21 protein-coding genes are annotated in these 18,650 nt (G+C 70.1%); 11 read left to right on the top strand and 10 right to left on the bottom strand.

The genetic code is table 11. From position 1 onward, the window contains the following. Positions 1 to 150: 150 nt before the first annotated feature. Positions 151 to 1,257 (top strand): MATE family efflux transporter, encoded by a 1,107-nt coding sequence (locus tag ACQPWU_RS53780; protein WP_433434771.1) that lies wholly within the window; start codon positions 151 to 153, stop codon positions 1,255 to 1,257. A 495-nt stretch (positions 1,258 to 1,752) separates the two neighbouring features. Here the strand turns inward: ACQPWU_RS53780 and ACQPWU_RS53775 are convergent, their stop codons facing one another. Beyond that, a complete protein-coding gene (locus ACQPWU_RS53775) occupies positions 1,753 to 2,967 on the bottom strand; it encodes a cytochrome P450 (protein WP_433434769.1) in 1,215 nt (404 codons plus the stop codon). A 239-nt stretch (positions 2,968 to 3,206) separates the two neighbouring features. Here ACQPWU_RS53775 and ACQPWU_RS53770 point away from each other — a divergent pair, with 239 nt between their 5' ends. Beyond that, positions 3,207 to 3,713, top strand: coding sequence for a DinB family protein (locus tag ACQPWU_RS53770; RefSeq protein ID WP_433434768.1), 507 nt, complete (start codon positions 3,207 to 3,209; stop codon positions 3,711 to 3,713). A gap of 30 nt (positions 3,714 to 3,743) precedes the next feature. On the opposite strand, the gene ACQPWU_RS53765 is transcribed toward ACQPWU_RS53770, so the two are convergent. Beyond that, a complete protein-coding gene (locus ACQPWU_RS53765; RefSeq protein ID WP_433434766.1) occupies positions 3,744 to 4,832 on the bottom strand; it encodes a hypothetical protein in 1,089 nt (362 codons plus the stop codon). A 112-nt stretch (positions 4,833 to 4,944) separates the two neighbouring features. Then, entirely contained in the window at positions 4,945 to 5,448 is a 504-nt protein-coding gene (locus ACQPWU_RS53760; protein ID WP_433434764.1) for an N-acetyltransferase family protein, read from the bottom strand. An 86-nt stretch (positions 5,449 to 5,534) separates the two neighbouring features. On the opposite strand from ACQPWU_RS53760, the gene ACQPWU_RS53755 reads away from it, so the two are divergent. After that, entirely contained in the window at positions 5,535 to 6,374 is an 840-nt protein-coding gene (locus ACQPWU_RS53755) for an NAD(P)H-binding protein (protein WP_433434762.1), read from the top strand. Here ACQPWU_RS53755 and ACQPWU_RS53750 read toward each other — a convergent pair. Then, the gene (locus ACQPWU_RS53750) at positions 6,371 to 7,429 is read right to left on the bottom strand and encodes a threonine aldolase family protein (protein ID WP_433434760.1); all 1,059 of its coding nucleotides are present in this window, start codon (positions 7,427 to 7,429) and stop codon (positions 6,371 to 6,373) included. The genes ACQPWU_RS53755 and ACQPWU_RS53750 overlap by 4 nt on opposite strands. A gap of 48 nt (positions 7,430 to 7,477) precedes the next feature. Then, positions 7,478 to 7,951 (bottom strand): hypothetical protein, encoded by a 474-nt coding sequence (locus ACQPWU_RS53745; RefSeq protein WP_433434758.1) that lies wholly within the window; start codon positions 7,949 to 7,951, stop codon positions 7,478 to 7,480. Between the two features lie 65 nt (positions 7,952 to 8,016). Here ACQPWU_RS53745 and ACQPWU_RS53740 point away from each other — a divergent pair, with 65 nt between their 5' ends. Next, entirely contained in the window at positions 8,017 to 8,796 is a 780-nt protein-coding gene (locus ACQPWU_RS53740; RefSeq protein WP_433434756.1) for a neutral zinc metallopeptidase, read from the top strand. A gap of 57 nt (positions 8,797 to 8,853) precedes the next feature. Beyond that, positions 8,854 to 9,813, top strand: coding sequence for a prolyl aminopeptidase (gene pip / locus ACQPWU_RS53735; RefSeq protein ID WP_433434754.1), 960 nt, complete (start codon positions 8,854 to 8,856; stop codon positions 9,811 to 9,813). A gap of 268 nt (positions 9,814 to 10,081) precedes the next feature. On the opposite strand, the gene ACQPWU_RS53730 is transcribed toward pip, so the two are convergent. Next, positions 10,082 to 10,789, bottom strand: coding sequence for a TetR family transcriptional regulator (locus ACQPWU_RS53730; protein WP_433434752.1), 708 nt, complete (start codon positions 10,787 to 10,789; stop codon positions 10,082 to 10,084). 80 nt (positions 10,790 to 10,869) lie between these two features. Here ACQPWU_RS53730 and ACQPWU_RS53725 point away from each other — a divergent pair, with 80 nt between their 5' ends. Beyond that, positions 10,870 to 11,979 carry an FAD-dependent monooxygenase gene (locus ACQPWU_RS53725; RefSeq protein ID WP_433434750.1) on the top strand — a complete coding sequence of 370 codons (1,110 nt, stop codon included), beginning with the start codon at positions 10,870 to 10,872 and terminating at the stop codon, positions 11,977 to 11,979. Here ACQPWU_RS53725 and ACQPWU_RS53720 read toward each other — a convergent pair. Continuing rightward, entirely contained in the window at positions 11,974 to 12,585 is a 612-nt protein-coding gene (locus ACQPWU_RS53720; protein ID WP_433434748.1) for a LysE family transporter, read from the bottom strand. The two genes, ACQPWU_RS53725 and ACQPWU_RS53720, sit on opposite strands and share 6 nt — an antisense overlap. Before the next feature lie 41 nt (positions 12,586 to 12,626). After that, positions 12,627 to 13,787 (bottom strand): Cmx/CmrA family chloramphenicol efflux MFS transporter, encoded by a 1,161-nt coding sequence (locus ACQPWU_RS53715; protein WP_433434746.1) that lies wholly within the window; start codon positions 13,785 to 13,787, stop codon positions 12,627 to 12,629. A gap of 312 nt (positions 13,788 to 14,099) precedes the next feature. On the opposite strand from ACQPWU_RS53715, the gene ACQPWU_RS53710 reads away from it, so the two are divergent. The 3 genes from ACQPWU_RS53710 to ACQPWU_RS53700 are packed head-to-tail and all read left to right on the top strand — an operon-like array spanning position 14,100 to position 15,588. Next, a complete protein-coding gene (locus ACQPWU_RS53710) occupies positions 14,100 to 14,690 on the top strand; it encodes a TetR/AcrR family transcriptional regulator (protein ID WP_433434744.1) in 591 nt (196 codons plus the stop codon). Further along, the gene (locus ACQPWU_RS53705) at positions 14,687 to 15,331 is read left to right on the top strand and encodes a haloacid dehalogenase type II (RefSeq protein ID WP_433434742.1); all 645 of its coding nucleotides are present in this window, start codon (positions 14,687 to 14,689) and stop codon (positions 15,329 to 15,331) included. Before ACQPWU_RS53710 ends, ACQPWU_RS53705 begins: the two co-directional genes overlap by 4 nt. Continuing rightward, positions 15,328 to 15,588, top strand: a complete 261-nt coding sequence (locus ACQPWU_RS53700; protein ID WP_433434740.1) for a WYL domain-containing protein — start codon at positions 15,328 to 15,330, stop codon at positions 15,586 to 15,588. Before ACQPWU_RS53705 ends, ACQPWU_RS53700 begins: the two co-directional genes overlap by 4 nt. On the opposite strand, the gene ACQPWU_RS53695 is transcribed toward ACQPWU_RS53700, so the two are convergent. Continuing rightward, positions 15,539 to 16,318: an alpha/beta fold hydrolase gene (locus ACQPWU_RS53695; protein ID WP_433434738.1), complete on the bottom strand. Its 780-nt coding sequence runs from the start codon at positions 16,316 to 16,318 to the stop codon at positions 15,539 to 15,541. The two genes, ACQPWU_RS53700 and ACQPWU_RS53695, sit on opposite strands and share 50 nt — an antisense overlap. 83 nt (positions 16,319 to 16,401) lie before the next feature. Between ACQPWU_RS53695 and ACQPWU_RS53690 the strand changes: the two genes are divergently transcribed. Beyond that, positions 16,402 to 16,818: a YciI family protein gene (locus ACQPWU_RS53690; RefSeq protein ID WP_433434736.1), complete on the top strand. Its 417-nt coding sequence runs from the start codon at positions 16,402 to 16,404 to the stop codon at positions 16,816 to 16,818. 8 nt (positions 16,819 to 16,826) lie between these two features. Beyond that, positions 16,827 to 18,098 carry an RNA polymerase sigma factor gene (locus tag ACQPWU_RS53685; protein ID WP_433434734.1) on the top strand — a complete coding sequence of 424 codons (1,272 nt, stop codon included), beginning with the start codon at positions 16,827 to 16,829 and terminating at the stop codon, positions 18,096 to 18,098. Here ACQPWU_RS53685 and ACQPWU_RS53680 read toward each other — a convergent pair. Continuing rightward, positions 18,042 to 18,644 (bottom strand): AAA family ATPase, encoded by a 603-nt coding sequence (locus ACQPWU_RS53680; protein ID WP_433434733.1) that lies wholly within the window; start codon positions 18,642 to 18,644, stop codon positions 18,042 to 18,044. The two genes, ACQPWU_RS53685 and ACQPWU_RS53680, sit on opposite strands and share 57 nt — an antisense overlap. Positions 18,645 to 18,650: the final 6 nt, after the last annotated feature.

The following is an 18,650-nucleotide window of genomic DNA, read 5'->3' as shown; positions in this document are numbered from 1 at the left end:
TATCTGCTCAGGATGCTGCTGCACAGGTGAAGGACATCTGGTTTTCCTGCTGAGTACGGCGGCCAGGCGACAACCCAACTGGCGGCTTTCGCGCTCGCAAATGCGGTACTCGCCCCGGTCACGGCCGCGGTGTCTGGCGGGCTGCGTGGCATGGCCCCGTTCATCGCCGCCTGCCGCGACCGTCCCGCTGAGGCGCTGCCCATCCTGAAAGACGCGCGCTGGCTGACCATGGGGCTCGGTACGGCCGGCGCGGTCGTCATGCTGGGTGTCCCCCTGATCGCGCGGGTCAGCGGGGTGCCCGATGAGGTGGCGGCCGAGTTCGGGATGTTGCCCTTGCTCCTGGCTCTCCAAGTGCTGCTGTTTTCAGCGGGCAGCGGCGCCAACGGGATGCTGATCGCGCTGGGACGCAGCCGGCTGGTGCTCTGGTCGAGCCTGTCAGGCACAGCCGTGGGGGTCATCTTGCACCTCACGCTGGTGCCCAGGATGGGCATCCAGGGCACCGGTATCGCGCTCCTGGCATCCACCGCCCTGGCTGTCACCGTGTCCAACGTCCTCTTGCTGCGCATACCCGAGTTGACCGGGCAGTCTCTGTGGCCTGGACGTCCTCGGCCGCGTGAGATCGTACGCATGGCCAAGGTAGGCATCCCAATGTCCGCCACGCTGGTCATCAAGTTCGCAGTCCTGGGCGGCGTGACCTACGCCGCCGCGCGGACAGGAGCCCAGGGGGCTGCGGCCCATGCGATCCTCACATCGCTGGAGGGGTTCCTCGGGTTGGTCGCGTTCGCTGTCGCACAGGCCGTGACGCCGGAGATCGCCAGAGCCGCGTCACCTGGCGACGTCCGCCGACTCAACCGAGCGGCCCTGACGATCGCGGCCGGCGGAGTGCTCGCCGGCGGGTTTGTGCTGCTCTTCCTCGGCGAGGTGGTGCTTGGGCTGTTCACCTCGGATTCCACGGTGCTCGCCCTGGCTCTCGTCCTGCTGCCGCTGCTGGTGGCCTGCGCTCTCGCCAACGACTGCGGGATCGTGATGTCCTACAGCCTGACGGGACTCAAGCGCTCGACCTGGACCCTGGGCTCGGCCATCGCGGGAAATGGCATGCTCGTTCTGGTGATGACTCCTGCGGCGGCGGCCTGGGGGCTGGTCGGCCTGTGGATGGCGTTGGTCGCCAGCCGCGTGCTCATCCTTGGAGCGCAGACGGTCGGCTTCATGCGGCACAGCGCACGGGTGGGCTCGGCTCTCGAAGCCCCTCGGGGGTGATGCCCCGCTATGCGTACGCTGACGTATTACATCGCCACGACCCTCGACGGTTTCATCGCCGGGCCCGACGGAGGCGACCCAATGGGCCGGATCTTCACTGTCACGCAGGACTATCTCGATCACGTCATCGCGGACTATCCCGAAACGCTGCCGGAGGGCGCCCGCCCAGGCGGTCGGCGTCACCGCGCAGGGCACGCGCTTCGACACCGTCCTGGAAGGGCGCCGTTCCTATCAGGTAGGCCTGGACCAGGGCGCGAACGCCTACCCGCGCCTGCGGCACCTGGTCTTCTCCCGCACCCTGGGCCAGAGCCCCGGCCCGGCCGTGGAGCTGGTCGCCGGCGACCCGTTGGAGACGGTCAGACAACTCAAGGCCGCAGATGGCAGGGGCATCCCGCTCGTCGGCGGCGCCGAACTGGCAGGCGCCCTCTATCCAGAGACCGGCGAACTGGTGTCGCCGCTGCGGGCCGCGAGCGCCATGCCCGTACCAGAAGTGCCTCAGCCACCCTTGACCAGGAGCCGGAGCGGGCGATAGATCAGCCCGTCGTCGGTCCATCGCAGCGTGGACAGGTCCTCCTGCGCACGCAGGCCGGGCAGCCGCGTCACCAAGGCGCGGAAGGCTTCCTGCAGCTCCATCCTGGCCAGGTTCGCCCCCAGGCAGTAGTGGGGACCGTGGCCGAACGACATGTGCGGTTCGACCTCCGTCCCGGCGAACCTGCGGATGTCGAACCGCCGTGGATCGCCGAACGCCGACGGATCGTGGTTGGCGCCCGTGGGGTTGGGCAGCACGACGGTGCCCGCCGGGATCACGCCGCCGGACAGCTCGATGTCCTCGGTGACCAGCCGGAGCAGGCCGTTCCCCCCGGGACCCTCGCAGCGCAGGATCTCCTCCACCGCCGGTTCCAGCAGCTCGGGTCGCGCCGCCAGCTGCGCGTACTGCTCGGGGTGGCACAGAAGGCGGAACGTGCCACGGATGATGATCGAAGCAGTGGTCTCGTGCCCGGCCATGATCAGCGTGAAGACCATGTGGGTCAGCTCAGCCTCACTCAGCCTGTCTCCCCCGTCCCGCGCCTCGATGAGCAGGTCGATGAGGTCATCGCCCGGCCTGACCCGGTGCTCCGCGATCAGCTCGCCGGCGTACGCCATGAATGCGGCGAATCCCTTGCCCCTGGCCTCGCTGCTCGCCTCGGAAGTGGACAGGAACATCTCCGTCCAGCCGCGAAACTGCTCGAACCGGTCCATCGGGACGCCGAGCATCTCGCAGATCACCCGCGCGGGCAGCGGCAGGGCGAAATCGGCGACCACGTCGAACTCCTCGCCGGCCGCGTCGATCAACTCGTCGGCGATCGCCGCCGCGCGAGGCCGCCAGCGCTCAATGTGCCTGGGGGTGAAGGCGCCCTGCATGATGCGGCGGTAGCGCGTGTGCTCCGGCGGGTCCTGGTTGATCAGCGCCGCGGGGTCATCCTCCAGGGCGGTGCCGCTGACCATCCTGGGCAGGCCGGGTGCCCGCAGGTTGCGGCTGCTGTCCGGCGAGGCGAGAACAGCACGGACGTCTTTGTACCTGACGATCATGGGTACGCGGTCTCCGCTCGGCATCGTGATGGGCTCCATGGGAGCCTCGGCGAGCCTGCGGGCCAGCTCGGGTGAGGAAGTCCCGAACGGACCAGGTGGAAGATCCGGCCAAGGCGGTGTGGTGCTGGACTGTGCTGTCATGGTCGCCTCCTGGCGATGCCGTCCAACAAGCCCTCTGAACCTACGAAACAGCCCGTACTCGGTCAATGTCTCCCCGTGGCCACATCTCAGAGGATTTACCGGGCGGCCCTTCAACGAGCCGTAGCGGGCTTGGCGGACGCGGCGGATTCGGCTGACGATCAGGTTCACCGTTCGGGTGGCCGGAACCGGCGAAGAGCCCGATTATGAATGCTTGTCGGCAAAAATGCGGAGGTACGGTCGTGTCCACGCCGTTGTGGCCGGAAGAACTGGTCAGCACCGGGACTGAACGTGAAGTCCTGGAAGCGTTTCTGGACTGCCAGCGCAGACAGATCAAAGCGAAGGTCGTGGGCGTCCCGGAGGAAGCCGCGCGCCGGCGGATCGTGCCCTCGATGACCACGCTGGCGGGATTGATCAAGCATTTGACCGCGGTCGAAAGGAACTGGTTCCAGCGCCACCTGGCACAGCGCGATCCCGCCGACATCCCCGGCAACTCAAGAGGTGACGACCAAAGCTGGGAGCTGAGGGCTGACGACACCCTCGATCACCTCATCGCCGAGTACGACAAGGTGTGCCAGGAGAGCCGTGACATCGCGGCGGGATTCGCCCTCGACGACACGGTGCCCTCCAAGAGACTCGGCCGGATGTCGCTGAGGTGGATCTACACGCACATGATCGAAGAGACCGCTCAGCATGCCGGGCACGCGGACATTCTCCGCGAACTCATCGACGGCTCCACCGGGCTGTGACTTCTGACGTCCCCAAGTCGGACAGGCCGGTCAGCGACGGCGGGGTGTGTAGGGGGCCAGTGCGGTGATGTCCACGTCTGCGTCGGGCCAGCGGCGGCGTATGGCTTCGGCAAGATGGCGGCACAAGCCGGCCAGCTGAGGCAAGGCCCGATGGGTCTGAGCAGTGTGGGCGGCGGCCTCCAGGATCGCGACGAGCTGGGTTCGGCTGTCGTCGCCGGACGGCCGGGCATCCAGTACGGGCAGGCGCCGCAGGCGGGCCAGCGCGAATGCCACGCACGCCGCCGCCAGGGCCACGCCATAACGTCGCTCGTCCTCGGCCTGCGGCACCCCGGCAGCCAGAGCACGCCGGTAGACCTCGGCCGGCTCCGGGCCTGCCGCCGACCCGCGCCCCCGCGCAGGGGTGCCCACCGACATCCAGGCCGGGCCGGGAACGTTCAGGCAGACGGCATCGTGCAGGGCGTGGGTGAACCCGGCGAACTCGAAGTCGATCAGGCGCGCGTCAGGAGGGCCGCCGGCGTGCACCAGGACGTTGTTGGCCTCCGGATCACCGTTGCTGAGCACCAAGAACGGCCCCGGATCGGCCAGCTCCGCCAGCGCCACGTCCAGCTCACGTTCGGCCGCCCCGCTGACCGGCACCCCCAGCATCGCGGCTTCCCGCAGCCCTTCCTTGCGCAGCCGGGCAGCGTACCGAAGCCGGTCGGCGTCCGGGTCAATAGCCCCGAGACTGCTCCGACGCCGGTAGTACAGCTCCGCCCCGCCGGCGGTGGAGGCGCCGAGCTCGCCCCGTGCGCGAGCGAAAGCGGCCAGCCGTACCATGTGCGCGTCGGCACCGTCACGGCGCAGCAGCCCGTCCAGCGCGGTCCGTGGCGCGAGATCCTCCAGCACGACGCGCCCGGCAGGCAGGTCCTCCGCCAGTACCCGCGGAGCAAGGCTCAGCTCGAGGTCCTCCGACAGGAACCTGAGCGCAGCCACCTCCGTACGCAGCCGCCATGCCTCGGTATGCGTGCCTCGTCCGGAGTGGGGACCCATCCACTTGACGATCACCGTCTCACCGCGGTCAGTCCGGGCACGAGCGACCCTCCACGGTTCCAGCCTCGTCCACTCCACCACGTTGATCACGGCCGCAGCCTATGGGACCCCGCCCATCTCTTGGCCAGGCTCCTGGGGCCGGCCGGTGGCGATGGTCATGTACGACGTGGCCGCGGAAGGCACACCCGGTGATGCCCCGGCTTTATGGCTTCCCTCCCGGGGCGAAAGCCGGTTGTCGCACCATGAAGATGTCGATCGGGTCCTGAGTCTCCACGGTGAACCCGTGGCGTTCGTACAGCCGCCGTGCGGCGCTGCCCTGCAGGACGTTCAGGCGGACAGTCGCGTTTTCGGCGTCGGTTCGCTCCAGCAGAGTTCGCAGCACGGCCGAGCCGAGGCCTTGGCCCTGGAGTTCCGGGGCGAGATAGAAGTGCTCCAACCACCATCCGTCCTCGCCCGGCCGCAACGTCACGCAACCCGCGAAATCGCCGTCGGCCACGATGATCGACGTGTGGTCCGAGGAGAAGGAGTCCCGGAAGCGCTGCCGGACCCGGTGCTCGTCGAATCGACCCAGCCGCTGCAGGTCGGCGCGTAGCACCGTTGCCCGCAACTCCGCGATCGCCTCGACGTCTCCCGGCTCAGCGGAGCGCAGCGCCCACTGCGTCGGGCGGTCGGGGCTGATCGGACGGGGCTGCATGCTCGTGCTCATGCGCTGGAGTATCGCAGGGGTACTTCGCCAGCGAGGTGACTGCCCCCGTAGGAATAGCGCCGCCACATCCGAGGCTGTCATGGGGAGTGAACAGGATTCTTGTGACTGGTGCGACGGGAAACGTCGGCCAGGAGATAGTGGCCCAGCTTGTGTCCGTCGGTCGCCCGGTGCGCGCGCTTGTAAGGGAAGCACGCCGGCTTGCAGCGGGGGTGGAGGTGGCGGAAGGGGACCTGTCCAAGCCGGACACATTGGAGCCAGCGTTGGTGGGCGTCGAGACGGTGTTCCTGGTCTGGCCCTTTCTCACCACTGAAGGCGCCTCCGCCGTACTGGACACGATCCAGGGCCATGCCCGCCGGGTCGTCTACCTCTCGTCGTCGGGAGTGAACGCCGAAGCCGAGCAGCAGAGCGACCCGATCAACCAGCTCCACGCCGACATGGAGAGCCTGATCGAAAAGTCCGGCCTGCAGTGGACCTTCCTGCGGGCGAACACCATCGCCTCCAACACGCGCGGGTGGGCGGCGCAGATCCGCGGCACCGGGGTCGTACGGGGTCCGGACATCGCGGCCACCGCCGTGGTCGACCCGCGCGATGTGGCGGCCGTGGCGGTGCGCGTGCTGGTCGATGACGGACACGCGGGTGCGACGTACGTGCTGACCGGGCCGGAGGTGGTGAGCAGGGCCCAGCAGGTACGGGCGATCGGGGAGGCCGTCGGACGCCCGCTGCGTTTCGAGGAGGTGCCCGTGGAGATCGCACGCGAGCAGATGCTCGCGGACGGAAGGCCGCCGGCGCTGGTGGAAGCCCTGCTGGCCAGCGCAGAGACGCGACCTCACTCCGGATTGATCACCTCCGCGGTGGAGGAGATAACCGGGACGCCGGCGCGTACGTTCCGTCAGTGGGCCGCCGACCACGCCGGCGACTTCCGCTAAGAGGCGCGGGCCAGCAGGTCGTGAAGGAGGGCGACCACCTCGTCCGGTGTGAACTCCATCGCGTTCTCCCCGACCGTCACCTCGAAGCTGCACCGGTCCGGATCGGGGCCGGAGCGGACCCGGCCCCAGAGCTGAACGCCGTGCTCGGCCAGGAGCGCCTCCCCGGCCTGTTCGACGGCGCGCCGCGGGGCGGGCAGGTGGATGTGGAACATCGGGGTCTGCGGTGGGTTCGGGTGGGCGCGGGCGAGGCCGTCGGCGTTGACGGCAGCCGCGATGGCGATCGCGTGGTCCCGGTAGGCGGGCATGCGGGGGAGCAGGGTGTCCAGGCCGGCCAGGGCGGCGAGGGCGAGGGGCCAGGCGTCGGGGATGCCGCCGCCGAGCCGTTGCCGCCACACCCTGGCGGCGGCCACCGTGCCGGCGTCCGCGGCGAGCACGGCGCCCCGCACACCCTGCAGGCTCTTGTAGAGCGACACGTAGACCGAGTCGAACAGGGCGGCGATCTCGGCGAACGGCCGCCGGTAGTAGGTCTGCGCCTCCCAGAGGCGGGCGCCGTCCAGGTGGGTGGCGGCGCCGGTGGCCCGTACGAGTGCGACCTGCTCGCAAAGATCGTCCCACTGCGGGAGCAGGCCGCCGAGGTCGCGCTGCGGCAGCTCCCAGACGGCCGCCGCCAGCGGCTCGCCGACCGAGGCCAGGTCCTGTGCCGTCATCAGCTCGTACGGGTCGCCGACGCGGCGGAACCACAGGCCGTGGACCGCGTTGTAGCCCTGCTCCTCCCACACGTCCAGATGGGAGTGCGGGTGGGCGGCGAACGCGCGGCGTCCGCGGCGGTCGGCGTGGACGCGCAGGGCGACCTGCTGGGCCATCGTCCCCGTCGGGAAGAACAGCGCGCTCTCCTTGCCGAGCAGATCGGCGAGCCGCCGCTCCAGCGTTTCGACCGGGCCCTGCGGTGGAGTGTCGTCGTCCACGAGCGCCAGCATCTGTTCGAGCATCGCGCGCGGCCGGCGCCGGATCGGCGCGTGGAGGAACAGCGACCGCCGTACGGGATGCGACGACATATACGACTCCTTCTCTCCGGACCTCGACGAGCACCTCCGCCTACTCGACTACGTGCTTGTCTGAACCGCCCGCACATACGTGAGCTCGAAGTCGAGGTTCCAGGTCTGGCCGTCCTCCGACATCTCCCACCGCGCGTCCACGGTGTCGCCGTCGGCGCTGAACGTGCCGTGGAAGCGCTGGTTGAAGCCGGGCGCGTGCCGCCAGATCCGCCACTCGCCGCCCTCCAGCGTCATCCGGTAGACCCGGTGCACACCGCGCGCGTCGGCGTACAACATGGTGAGCTCCTCCGTGGCGTCGTCGAGCCCGATCAGGGAGACGGTCGGGAACGGCGCGTTGTCCCGCCACACCTGCGGAGCGGTGGGCGGAGGCGGCTCGGCGTCGGTGAACTGGCGGAGGAACATGCCGTCGTCCTGCCAGGCGAACTCGGCCCACGCGCTGCCGAGGCCGTCCACCTTCGGCTGAACCGTCCACCGGCCGACCAGGAGATCGAGCCGGGCGAGTGCGGGATGCCTGCCGTCCATGTCGAAGTCCCTACTTCTCCGCCGGATCTAGCCCTCATCAGCGCGAGGTCCTATTCTCACGCCTCGTGAAACTTCTCATGACAGCCGCGCTGGCGGCTGCCCTCATGGCGCCTTTAGCCGGTACGGCCACCGCCGAGGCCGCCGCATATCCCGTCAAGCACCCCAAGCTCATCGCCAACTCACTTTATGACGCGGGCCCGCTGCCCACGACGACCTGCACGGAGCCGAAGGTCAAGCGGGGCGACCGCAAGCTGGCCCGCGCCTACGTCGACGCGGTCGTCGCCTGCCTGGAAACCACCTGGGAACAGCACCTCACCGGCGCCGGCCTGACTTACTCCGAGATCAAGGTACGGCACGTCGCCAAGATCCCCAAGACCTGCGGCTTCAAGCCGATGAAAGACGACTCGCAGATGTGGTACTGCGAAAAGAACCGCACGCTGTTCGTCCAGATCGGTAAGAACTGGCTCAACGATCCCGAGGACCTCTGGTTGTTCGAGACGACCGCCTACATGTACGGGTACCACGTTCAGAATCTGACGGGGATCGAGGACGCTTATAACGCCGTGCGGTACAGCGGCAAGGCCGAGTATTGGGAGCAGATGCGCCGCTACCAGCTCCAGAAGGATTGCCTCGCCGCCGCCTTCCTGAAGAGCGTCTGGCCCATGGAGGGGCGGACCACCAAGGACTGGGATTACTACCTGAGCATGATCGTCGGCGACGCCCGCGGTGAGGACCGCGCGTACGGCAAGACGTCCACCAGGCGTGACTGGTCCAAGCGCGGTTTCGCCACCGGCGACCCCGGATCGTGCAACACCTGGACGGCTCCCTCTTCCAAGGTCGCCTAAGACCCACGTCCGCGGCGGTCCGCCTGGCCGCCGCGGACGCCTCGATAAGATCGTTCCATGTATCCCCCCATTGAGCCGTACGACCACGGCATGCTCGACACCGGCGACGGCAATCTCGTCTACTGGGAAGTCTGCGGAAACCCGGAGGGAAAGCCGGCGCTCGTGATCCACGGCGGCCCCGGATCGGGATGCTCGATTTCGATCCGCAAAACGTTCGACCCGGAGCGCTACCGGATCGTCCTGTTCGACCAGCGAAACTGCGGCCGCAGCCTGCCGCACGCGAGCGACCCCGCCACCGACCTGAGCACCAACACCACCCACCACCTGATCGCCGACATGGAGCGGCTGCGCGAGCACCTCGGCATCGACAAGTGGCTGCTGTACGGCGGCTCGTGGGGTTCGACGCTGATGCTGGCCTACGCGGAGGCCCATCCGGAGCGGGTGTCGGAGATGGTCATCGTGGCGGTCACGAGCACGCGCCGCTCCGAGATCGACTGGCTCTACCGCGGCGTCGGCCGGTTCTTCCCGGAGGAGTGGGAGCGGTTCAGGCGGGGCGTGCCCGAGGCCGACCGCGACGGCAACACTTTCGCCCTGCTGGCGGCGTACTCGCGGCTCATGGCCGACCCCGACCCGGAGGTACGCGCGAAGGCCGCCCACGACTGGACAGCTTGGGAAGACGCGGTGATCTCCGCGGAGCCCAACGGAAAGAAGAACGCCTACAGCGACCGCCCGCCCGAGGCTCTGCACGCGCTGGTCCGTATCTGCGCCCACTACTTCTCCAACGCCGCCTGGCTGGAGGAGGGCGTGCTGCTGCGCGAGGCCGGGAGGCTGGCCGGGATCCCCGGCGTGTTGATCCACGGCCGCCTCGACCTGAGCAGCCCGCTTGAGACGGCCTGGGAGCTGGCCAAGGCCTGGCCGGACGCCAAGCTGGTCGTCGTCGACGACTCCGGGCACACCGGGAGCGAGACGCTCAAGAACGAGATCTTCGCGGCTCTCGACGGCTTCGCCGGTCGCTGAGAGGCCAGGACCCGCGGCTCGCGATCGTCTGGGGCGTCAGGACGGCGCCAGTGGTGACCATCGCCTCGCCGTCGGTCGATTCCGTACGGGTGAGCCGCGGGTCCGCAGGGACAGCGCGCCGACAACGGCATGTCCACTTGCTGACCTGCGACAACCGTAGCTCTGGCGCATATCAGCACACCACCGATTTATCGCCCGTGTCAGACAATCTTCACCTCCTGGTACCCCCAAGCTCCGTCTCAAAAGTGTCGCGAAAAGCGTCTCAATATTAGTGCGGCGGCAGGTGCCGGTAGAGCGTGGCGCGTGAGACGCCGAGGAGGCGGGCGATCTCGGCGGCGGTGTGCTCGCCCGAGGCGTGCATGCGCCTGGCCCGCTCGACCGCCTCCGGCATCATCGCCCCCGGCCTGCCGCGGCGGCGGGCCTTCTGGGGCTCCGGACGCTCCTCCAGCAGGCGTTCCACCCCCGCCAGTACGGCGGGCCGCAACATCTCCGCCGGCAGGTCGGCGAACATCACGACGGGGTCGCTGAGCATGCCGAACGCCTGCGCCGCGCGGATGCGGTCCACGTGGTCGGCGAGCGGGCCGGCGATGAGGTGCTGGGCCAGGTAGGCGGCGTCTCGAAAACGCTCGAAGACCGACCCCTCCGAGGCCAGCGCGAGGTCGCGCATCTGCAGCCTCAGCAGGTCGCGGTGCGCCAGCCAGACGTCGAGCAGGCCCTCGATCACCGCCCACCGCTTCTGGCGCTCGTCGCTTCCCGGCGCGCGGTTGGCCGCGTCGATCGCGGACTCCATGTCGGTCAGCAGAGGCTCGGCCAGGGCCGCGACGATCTCGTCCTTGCTGGGGAAGTGGTAGAGGACCGCGGTCTTGGTGAGCCCGAGCCGCTCCGCGATCTCGCGTATCGAGGTGGCGTGATAGCCCTGCGCGGCGAACAGGTCGAGCGCCACCTGGAGGATCCGCGAGCGAGTGTCGTCCGTCACGCCGCCGATTCTAGACCTTGTCTGACCGAGGGTCGGGAGTCTATAGTCTCGTACTGACCGATGGTCAGGAAGGAGAACTGATGGCCGAGATTCTGGTGGTCGGAGCGAGCATCGCCGGGCAGACGCTGGCGTACTGGCTGGCCAGGCATGGGATGCGGCCCACGGTGGTCGAGCGGGCGCCGCGGCTGCGCGTGGGCGGCAACGGGGTGGACCTGCGGGACCAGGCGACCGAGGTGGCCGAGCGGATGGGGATCATGCCGCGGGTCAGGGCCGCGGCGGCGGACGTGCGGGGGATCAAGTTCGTCGACGCGTCGGACCGGGCCGTGGCGCGGATGAACATGAGCCGGAGCGGCGAGATCGAGATCATGCGGGGAGACCTCGTGGCGCTGCTGCACGAGGTGGCCGCGCCGGAGGCGGAGTACGTCTTCGGCGACTCCGTGCGGTCGATGGAGGAGGACGGCGGCGGCGTGACGGTGTCCTTCGAGGGAGGTGCCACCCGGCGGTTCGATCTGGTCATCGGGGCTGACGGGCTGCACTCTTCGGTGCGGCGGCTGGCCTTTGGGCCCGAGGCGGGGTTCCTGCGGCACATGGGGCACTATTTCGCGTTCGCGAACGCGGACGCCGCGCTGGGGGAGGACCGGTGGGTGACGATGTACAACCAGCCGGGCAAGATGGCGGGGCTCTACCGGTCGGGGAAGCACGACCAGGCGAAGGCGTACTTCATCTTCAGGTCGGAGCCGCTGGAGTGCGACCATCGCGACGTCGAGCAGCACAGGGCGCTGTTGAAGGAGGCGTTCGGTCACGAGACGTCGTGGCGGGTGGGCGAGCTGCTCGAAGGGGCGCTCGCCGATCCCGAGCTCTACTTCGACGCGCTGAGCCAGGTGCGGTTGCCGTCCTGGTCGTCCGGGCGGGTGGCGCTCGTGGGGGACGCCGCCTACTGCGCGTCCCCGGCATCGGGGGCCGGGGCGGAGCTGGCCGTCGTGGGGGCGTACCGGCTCGCGGAGGAGCTCGCGAGCGCCTCCGACCACCAGGTCGCCTTCCGCAGGTACGAGGAGGGGCACAGGGAGCTGGTCAGACGCAAGCAGCAGATCGGGCCGAACGTTCGCATGATGGTGCCGAAGAACCGCCTGGGCATGTGGGCGCGAAACACGTTCGCCTCGTCGATGGGGCTCCTCTCCCGGAGCTCATAGGAGGCGGGCGGCGAGGAGGGCTGCGAAAACGAGCAGCGCCAGCCCGCACCCCGCCTCCAGGATCCGTACGGCGAGCGGCGGCAGGGCCCTGCGCAGCAGGGCGATGAGCCCCGCGGAGACGAAGCACCAGGCCAGCGAGGAGGTCATGAAGCCGGTGAAGAAGGTGGCGAGACTCGCCAGGCCGGCGTCCTGGCCCAGCACGGAGCTGACCGCGCCGGCCGCGCCCGACCAGTAGACGACGTTCCACGGGTTGCCGAGCGACATGGCGGCCCCGACGGTCACCCCGCCCCGCCCCGAAACGCCGCCGGGAGCGCCGGGACGCGGGAAGGCGGCGTCGCGCAGCCCCGTCAGCCCGAGCCAGGCGAGCAGGAGGCAGCCGACGACCGTCAGCGGCACGCGCAGGGCCGGAACGGTGAACAGCGCCCCGACCCCGGCCAGCCCGAGCAGCGCCCATACGGCGTCGCCCGCCAGCGAGCCGACCTGCACCGCGAACGCGGGGCCGAACCCGCCCCGCACACCCCGCCGCAACGACTCGCTGAACACCGCACCCGGCGCCGCGTTGAACAGCAACCCCACCCACAGGGCCAGCATGAAGACCTCGGACATGGCGCTCACTCTGGTAGCCGAAGGCCTGCATATCGGCCAAGTTAGGTCATACGTGATGCAACCCAGACAAAATACCGATTGCCCAGGTAGAGCACCAGGGCGGCGGCCACCAGCAGCGCGCTCACCCACAGCGGCGACCGCAACCCGAGCCCCGCTCCGATGGCCACCCCGCCGACCCATGGACCGACCGCCGCCCCCACGTTGAGCGCGGCCGTGGCGAACCCGCCGGCCAGCGTGGGCGCGCCGGTGGCCGCGTAGAGCACCTGCGAGACCAGCGTGGACCCCACGGCGAACGACAGCGTCCCCTGGACGAACACGAGCACGATCGCGGGCACCAGAGCCCCGGCCGTCACCGCGAACACGGCCCAGCCGGCGGCCAGCGCCACCCCGCCGACCGCCAGGAGCCGGACCGGCCGCACGTCGGCGACCCGCCCGCTGATGGTCACGCCCGCGAACGAGCCCAGCCCGAAGAGGGCCAGCATCAACGGCATCCAGGAGGACCCGATCCCCGTCTCGCCGGTGAGCAGCGGCGCGAGGTACGTGAACGTGCAGAACGTGGCGCCGTTCACCAGGCCGCCCAGCACGAGGAGCACCAGCAACCGGGGCCGCCGCAGCGCCCGCAACTCCCCGCGCGCGCTCGTACCCGCGGAATCAGGAGCGCCGGACGGCACGGACCGGAGCACGGCGACGATGGCCGGGACCAGCGCGGCGGCCACCGCCCAGAACGCCGACCGCCACCCCCAAACCTCGCCCAGCAGCGCGCCGCCCGGCACGCCCGCGACGCAGGCGATCGTGACGCCGCCGAGCAGGACGGAGGTGGCGCGCGCCTTGGCGTTCGGCGGCGCGAGCGACATGGCGGTCGCCATGGCCACCGCCAGGAACCCGGCGTTGGCCAGCGCCGCGACGACCCGCGTGCCGAACAGCACGCCGTAGCTGGTGGTGACCGCGCCCACCACGTGCGCGATCAGGAACGTGATCAGGAAGCCCATCAGGGCGAACCGCCGGGACCAGCGCAGGCTCAGCACCGCCATGAGCGGCGCCCCCACCACCATCCCGACGGCGAACGCCGAGGTCAGCAGCCCTGCGGCGGGGATGGACACGTGCAGGTCCCGCGCGATGCCCGGCACGAGCCCGGACAGCATGAACTCGGACGTCCCTTGGGCGAAGACCGCCAGTCCGAGCAGGTAAACAGCGAATGGCATGAAAGAACTCCGCGACCGCATCGAGGATCGACAAGGAAGCGGGCAGGCCGGAAAGAGGTCCTGCCCCGTAGAGGAACCGGCCGCATCACGATGATCCGCGCGGCTCGCGGAGAGCCGGGCGTCAGCGCGAAACAGCCACCGGATGACCGGTGGCTAGCGTCTTGATGCCTCGGGGCTGGACATAGCCGCGAACGTAGCAAGCTCCCGGAAGCGCGGGCAACCGAATTGTCCGCGGCGCGGTGCCGGATCGTGTCGTGTTCCCGTTTGGGGGCCTGTTTGACTATCTTGGACCGATTGTTCCAAGATGGAGTCGTGCCAGATGTGAAACATTTCGATCCCGACGCGGTGCTGGAGCAGGTGGAGCGCCTGTTCTGGCAGCGTGGCGCCGCCACCACGGGCATCGCGGAGGTGATCGCGGCGACCGGCCTCAGCCGCTCCAGCCTGTACGCGACCTACGGTGGTAAGCAGGACCTGTACGTGAAGGCGCTACGCCGCTACGTCGAGCGGCGCTCGCAACCGATGTTCCAGACCCTGGCCGACGACGGGCGCGGGCTGCCCGCCATCGAGGCCTTCTTCGACCGTCTGATCCAGACCAGGTGCGCGGGCGAGCACGCGCGCTGGGGCTGCATGGCGACCAACGCCAACGCCGAAGACGCGGATCCGGACGTACGCCGCCTGCTGGACCAGCACCACGACCGGCTCCGCACGACGATGAGCACGGCACTGGAGGCGGCCGGGGCCCAGGGACAGCTCCGCGACGGCCTCGACCTGGACGCGACCGCGGAGTCCCTCACCCTGCTGGCCTACGGGGTGAACCTCCGCTCGCGCGCCGGCGCGGACCCGGCCGCCCTGCGCAAGGGCGCGTCCGCCGCACTCGACTCTCTCAGAAGGGGAAAACCATGAAGCCGCAGGTAGTGATCTTCGATGTGAACGAGACGCTCACCGACATGGAGCCGATGCGGAGCAGGTTCGAGGAGGTGGGGCTGACAGGCGAGCAGATGGGGACGTGGTTCGCGAGCGTGCTGCGTGACGGGTTCGCGATCACGGCGGCCGGCGGCTTCGCCGAGTTCGCCAAGATCGCCGCCGACGTGCTCAGGGAGATGGGCTCGGGGGACGAGGCGGTGAGCCACGTGCTCAAGGGGTTCACCGAGTTGCGCGTGCATCCCGACGTCCCCGAAGGGATGCGGCTGCTGCGCGAGAGCGGCATCCGGCTGTTCACCATGACCAACGGCGCGGCGGCCATGACCGAGGGGATCCTGCGGCGCGAGGGGCTGCTCGACCTGGTGGAGGCCACGCTGGACGTGAGCGGCCCCCGGGCGTGGAAGCCGGCCAGGGCGGCCTACGATTACGCCGTCGGCCGCGCCGGTGTGCGGCCCGACCAGGCGGTCCTGGTCGCGGTGCACCCGTGGGACATCGACGGCGCCCAGCGCGCCGGCCTGTCGGGGGCGTGGCTGTCGCGGCGTGGCGTGTCGTACCCGAGCGTGATGAGCGCCCCGCACCTGTCCGCCCCTGACCTCGTGTCGCTGGCGAGGCAGTGGGCTTGAGGGCCGGGGTCACGCTGCACGCCCGGCCCACGGAGGCGATCAGGGCGCTGGGCGAGGTCACCCCGGCCGACGGGGAGCGCTCCCGGCTGCACATGCGCGGCGACACCCTGGACTGGCTCGCCTTCAATCTGCTGGCGCTGGGGTGCGAGTTCGAGGTGCACGAGCCGCCCGAGCTCGCCGCGCACCTGCACGCGCTGGCCGCCCGCCTCACCCGCGCAGCAGGAACTCCAGCACCAGAGGGCTCGCGATCTCCCTGAACTCCTCGAAATAGGCGTGCCGCGCCCCCTCGATCATCCGCAGCTCCGCCCCAGGGATGCGCCCGGCAAGGAGCGGCGCGTTGGCCGCCGGGTTGAACACGTCGTCGGTGCCGTGCACGACCAGTGTGGGCGCGGCGATCGAGGGCAGCGCGTCCCAGCTGTCGTGGCCCGCGCTGGCCGCCAGGTGGCGGCGGCGGGCGTGCGCGGGCATGGCCGGGTCGCCGACCGTGTGGTACGGGCCCGGGTGGGTGGCCAGCCAGGCAGGTGTGTACATGAGCTCCAGCAGCGCACGCTCGGCAGCCGCCCGGTCCGGCTGGGCCAGCGACCTGCGTACGTCGTTGTCCCGCTCGATCCCGTGGGTGCCCCCCGGCGAGCTGCAGCCGAGCACCAGCGACCCGACCCGCTCGGCGTGGTCGGCCGCCAGCCACTGGGCCACCCGGCCGCCCATCGACGTCCCGTACACGTGCGCCCGCTCCACGCCCAGCTCGTCGAGCACGGCCAGCACGTCGGTGGCGAAGCCGCGCGTGGTGTACGGCTCGTCGGGCTTGTCGCTGTCGCCCGTGCCGCGGTAGTCGAACGTGATGGTGCGGAAGGTCTCCTCGAAGCCGGCGCGTACGGGATCCCACCAGTGGTGGTTGTTGGCCTGTCCTTGCAGGAGCACGAGGGGCTGCCCGCCGCCGCGGACCTGGTAGGACAGCTTGACGCCGTCCACGGCTGTCGCAAAAGGCATGCTTAGCATCGTAGAGGTGTCCGGTGAACGGGCGTGGCCCCGACGTACCTGGTGAGAGGCACACGAGAGAGGACACGATCACCATGAAGTACATGATCCTTTCGTACGGGTCCCAGCAGGACTACGACGCCATGGCCGGCAAGGACACCGGCCGGTCCGGCTGGTCCGGGGAGGCTGTGGCGGCCATGCACCAGTTCATGGAGGCGTTCAACAAGGAGCTGGAGGAGTCGGGCGAGCTGGTGGAGACTCGCGCGCTCGCCGCTCCCGTGCACACCCGCAGGCTCGGCTCACGCGGCGGCGAGGCGTTCGTGACCGACGGGCCGTACGCCGAGACCCAGGAGGTGCTGGCCGGCTACTGGATCGTGGAATGCGAGAGCTTCGACCGGGCCACCGAGATCGCCGCCCGCCTGGGCCAGTGCCCGAACCCCGGCGATCCCGCCGACACCCTCTATGCCGACGTCCGGCCCGTCATCGAATCCAGTGCGGACCTGGGGTTCTGATCGACGGTGTGGAGAACGAGGACCTGCTGCGCGAGCTGGCGCCGCAGGTCCTCGGCGCGGTTGTACGGCGTTACGGGCATTTCGCCACCGCCGAGGACGCCACCCAGGAAGCGCTGCTGGCGGCCGCGCTGCAGTGGCCGGAGGAGGGCGTACCGGACAATCCGCGGGCCTGGCTGATCACCGTGGCCTCGCGCCGGCTGACCGACCTGCTCCGCAGTGAGCAGGCGCGCCGGCGCCGCGAGGACACCGTGGCGGCCTGGAGGCTGTCGGACGAATGGCTGGCCCCGGCCGCCGACCAGCCGGTCTCCGGTGCGGACGACACGCTCGTCCTGCTGTTCATGTGCTGCCACCCGTCACTGTCGCCGTCCTCGCAGATCGCGCTCACCCTGCGCGCGGTCGGCGGCCTGACCACCGCGGAGATCGCCCGCGCGTTCCTCGTGCCCGAGGGCACCATGACGCGCCGCATCACCCGGGCCAAGCAGCGCGTCAAGGACAGTGGCCTGCCCTTCAGCCTGCCCAGGGCCGAGGAGCGCGCGGAACGTCTGGGCGCGGTGCTGCACGTGCTGTACCTGATCTTCAACGAGGGGTACGCCAGCACGTCGGGGCCCGACCTGCAGCGCGCGGAGCTTGCGGCGGAGGCGATCAGACTGGCCCGCATGGTGCAACGGCTGCTCCCCGGCGATCCCGAGGTGGCGGGGCTGCTCGCGCTCATGCTGCTCACCGACGCGCGGCGACCGGCGCGCACGGGCCCCGACGGCGCGCTGATCCCGATGGCCGAGCAGGACCGCGGCCTGTGGAACGCCCACTCCATCCAGGAGGGCGTCGAACTCGTCACCGACGCGCTCAAGCGGGGCTCACCCGGCCCCTACCAGCTCCAGGCGGCCATCGCGGCGGTGCACGACGAGGCGCCGAGCGCGGAGGAGACCGACTGGCCCCAGATCGTGGCGCTGTACGAGCTGCTGATGCGCATCTCCGGCAACCCCATGGTGGCGCTCAACCACGCCGTCGCCGTGGCCATGGCACGCGGCCCCCTCGCGGGGCTCCACCTGCTCGAACGGCTCCAAGAGCCCCTCATGGGCGACCACCGGCTGCACGCGGTGCGCGGGCACCTGCTGGAGATGGCCGGCGACCACGCGGCCGCCCGCGTCTCCTACGAGGAGGCCGCCAGGCGTACGACCAGCTTCCCGCAGCAGCGCTACCTGCACGGCAAGATCGCGCGGCTCTCAGCCGAACCTGACGTGCCGCAGGCTGATCCCGATCCGCCGCAGCCGATGGCGTAGCGGGCCGTCGGTGTTGGGGGCCAGGGCGAGACCCGCGGCGGCCGCGACCCGGTCGGCCACCTGCGGCACCGTCAGCCGCTCGGTGTCGACGTGCTCGGCGAACTCCGGCCCGCGCAACCTCTCCAGGCATTCGTCCAGCCTGGAGACCGCGAACGCCTCGCGTTTGAGTCCTGGGCTCATCCCGCGCTCCCGCAGCCTGTTGAGCACGGTCTCCCGGCCGGCGAGCAGCGCGAAGTGGCGCACGTCGTGGCCCGCCTCGCGCAGACGGCCCAGGATCTCGTCGTGGTACGCGGGCTCGACCAGCGTCATCGGCGCGAGGACCACGCCGTCGTGCCTGGACAGGACCAGGTCGAGCACCTCGAAGACGCCCTGGCGCCAGGCCGGCATGTGCTGGAAGTCGGAGCGCAGGGCGGGCGGGGTCATCCTGTGCAGGCCGAAGCCGACGTGCTCGGGGTCGCACACGACGCTTCCGCGGAGCCGCCGGTGCAGCTCGTACGCGGTCTGCGTCTTGCCGCCGCCGAAGGGCCCGTTGATCCACACCAGCATGCCCGT

This window comes from Nonomuraea sp. CA-141351, from assembly GCF_050944675.1.
Classification (GTDB): Bacteria; Actinomycetota; Actinomycetes; order Streptosporangiales; family Streptosporangiaceae; genus Nonomuraea.
The sequence above is the reverse complement of the archived record's forward strand: the minus strand, read 5'-3'. Positions and strand labels throughout refer to the sequence as shown.